The 2,687-nt window shown below is 48.8% G+C and carries 2 protein-coding genes; one reads left to right on the top strand and one right to left on the bottom strand.

Annotation, left to right across the window (positions count from 1 at the left end; all coding sequences use genetic code 11):
* Window positions 1-104: 104 nt before the first annotated feature.
* Window positions 105-599 (bottom strand): MarR family winged helix-turn-helix transcriptional regulator, encoded by a 495-nt coding sequence (locus MOZ60_RS11400; protein ID WP_370596771.1) that lies wholly within the window; start codon window positions 597-599, stop codon window positions 105-107.
* 190 nt (window positions 600-789) lie between these two features.
* On the opposite strand from MOZ60_RS11400, the gene MOZ60_RS11395 reads away from it, so the two are divergent.
* On the top strand, window positions 790-2,481 hold the full coding sequence (locus MOZ60_RS11395) for a proline--tRNA ligase (RefSeq protein WP_370596770.1): 1,692 nt from the start codon (window positions 790-792) through the stop codon (window positions 2,479-2,481).
* The last annotated feature ends 206 nt before the right edge of the window (window positions 2,482-2,687 follow it).

The following is a 2,687-nucleotide window of genomic DNA, read 5'->3' as shown; positions in this document are numbered from 1 at the left end:
GAACAGATTCCATTTACCTGTGCGGAGATCCCAAAGCTTAAAATGCCAATTAACCTCTATGAGGCATATAGCTCATGATATTTTGGTGTTTACAGCCTCATCAACTAAATCTTTGAAAATAGCGTCTGCCAATGATCCTCCGGGAATGCGTCCGGATGTTTTTCTTTCCAATCTATAATCAATGCATTCAGCATTCGTTCCAGCTCCTTCTGTTCCTGTTTACTGAGCACGGAAAACATTTCATTGTTCTCGGCCATCACCTGATCATGATTGGCATGCTCAACGGCAATGCCCTTCTCACTGAGCTGCAGGATGACCTGCCGTTTGTCTTTGGAATCGCGGGATCTGGTAATCAGGCCGCTGGCTTCCATCTTGCCAAGCAGCTCAGACAGCGATCCCTGCTGGATCTGCATGTGCTGCTGAAGCTGCTTCTGGGTAATGGCACCATAGCGGTGCAGCAGAAACAATACCCGGTTCTGTGCCGGCCGCTGACCGCGCCGATCGTTCAGGATATCAGCGTACATCCGGATCTCATGAATCAGCCGATGTGCCTGTTCATCGATACACGGGTGCACGCCTCTTTCCTTTTCTTCTTTCATATATCCTCCTTATCCATAGGTACCTATCAAATGACAGGACAGATCATACAGCAACCATCTTGATGATTCAATAGGTACCTAACGAATATTTTAATTTCCTATGTACCGCATGTGCCATAAAGCACCAAACGCAGGCCAAAGAATGCAGTGTCTATGCTATAATTGCCGAGGTTATAAGAGGATAAGAATTATGCGTTTAAAGAACAGTTATTTTTTTACTCTGCGTGAAGATGCCAAGGATGAAGATTCGATCTCTTCGAATCTGCTTGTCCGCGGCGGCTTCATCAAGAAGAGCTCGGCTGGCATTTATATGATGCTGCCGATGGGATGGCGGATCATGCAGAAGATCATGAACATCATCCGGGATGAGATGGACAAGACCGGTTGCCAGGAACTGCTGATGCCGGCGCTGATCCCGGAAGATATCTATATTGCCTCCGGCAGACGTGCAGGCTTTGGCCATGACATGTTCTCGCTGAAAGACCGCAAGGGACAGAACTACGTATTGGGTCCGACCCATGAGGAACTGTTTGCCATTGCTGCCAAGATGCAGATCCGCTCCTATAAGGACATGCCCTTCTCCTTGTATCAGTTTGAGACAAAGTTCCGTGATGAGCCAAGACCGCGCTATGGCCTGATCCGTGTGCGTGAATTCATCATGAAGGATGCCTATACATTCGACAAGGATGAAGCAGGTCTGGATGTGGCATATCAGAAACAGTTCAATGCATACAAGAACATCATGAACCGTCTGCATCTCAACTATGTCATTGTCCGTGCTGACACCGGCGTCATGGGCGGCCTGCTCTCCGAAGAATTCCAGGCCCTTGCACCGATGGGTGAAGATACACTGGTGCTGTGTGATTCCTGTGACTTTGCGTCCAACATTGAAGTGGCTCCATGCAAGCCAGAAATTCCTGCGGAAAAAGAAGAAGAAAAAGAGCTTGTGCTGGAAGCCACACCGCATTCCCGCACAATTGAAGAAGTTGCGGACCACTTCCATCTGCCGGCCAAGAAGTTTGTCAAGACACTGGTCTATTCAGTGGATGGCAAGCCGGTGGCTGTGATGGTACGCGGTGACCGTGATGTCAATGAAACCAAGCTGAGAAAGTTCCTGAAAGCCGCAGAAGTAGAACTGGCCTCCCCTTCTGTTGTGGAAGAAGTCACACATGCGGAAGTTGGCTTTGCCGGCCCGATCGGCATTGACTGCCCGGTCTATGCTGATGAAGAAGTCAAATACATGCAGAACTTCATTGTTGGTGCTAACAAGACCGGCTATCATTACTGCAATGTCAATCTCAAGGACTTCAAGGCAGAAGCCTTTGCGGATCTGCGCAATATCATGGAAGGTGACATCTGCCCGAACTGCGGCGGCCGTATCCACTTCGCCCACGGCATTGAAGTCGGCAATACCTTCAAGCTTGGTACCAAATATTCCAAGGCCCTGGATCTGCAGTATCTGGATGCCAATAACCAGCTGCAGTATGTCTGGATGGGATCCTATGGCATCGGTCCGGCCCGTGCCATGGCTGCCCTGGCTGAACAGAATGCGGATGAAAACGGCATTAACTGGCCGAAGGATCTTGCCCCTTATCAGGCAGCAATCATCATCATCTCAACCAAGGATGAAGCTCAGAATGAGGCTGCTGAAAAGCTTTATGAGCAGCTGGAAAAAGCCGGTGTGGAAGTACTGCTGGATGACCGTGACACAAGACCTGGCGTCAAGTTCAAGGACATGGATCTGATCGGTATTCCTTACCGCATCACGGTTGGCCGCGGCATCAAGGACGGCATGGTTGAGCTCAAGCCAAGAACCGGTGAAAAGGTCGATGTACCGGTAGACAAGGCTGCCGAGATGCTGATCGAAGAGCTCAAGAAGTAAACAATCATGATCAAAAAGAAAAACTTCAGGAGATTGGTTTCCTGAAGTTTTCTTATACAGCAGTTGCACGATGTTAAGCTGTTAATGCTCTAACGGAATGACCTGTTTCTGCTTTCTTATGTTGTCCGGAAACTGCTCATTTTCATGTCACATTCATTCACGGCCATAAAACAGCCCGGTCATTGCCGGGCTTATGTTATCTGATA

Source organism: Grylomicrobium aquisgranense, assembly GCF_033971865.1.
GTDB classification, from domain to species: Bacteria; Bacillota_I; Bacilli_A; order Erysipelotrichales; family Erysipelotrichaceae; genus Bulleidia; species Bulleidia massiliensis.
The sequence above is the reverse complement of the archived record's forward strand: the minus strand, read 5'-3'. Positions and strand labels throughout refer to the sequence as shown.

Excerpts from the sequence above, each read along its gene's own strand:
- MOZ60_RS11400 (WP_370596771.1), bottom strand. The coding sequence starts at position 599 with ATGAAAGAAGAAAAGGAAAGAGGCGTGCACCCGTGTATCGATGAACAG.
- MOZ60_RS11395 (WP_370596770.1), top strand. The coding sequence starts at position 790 with ATGCGTTTAAAGAACAGTTATTTTTTTACTCTGCGTGAAGATGCCAAG.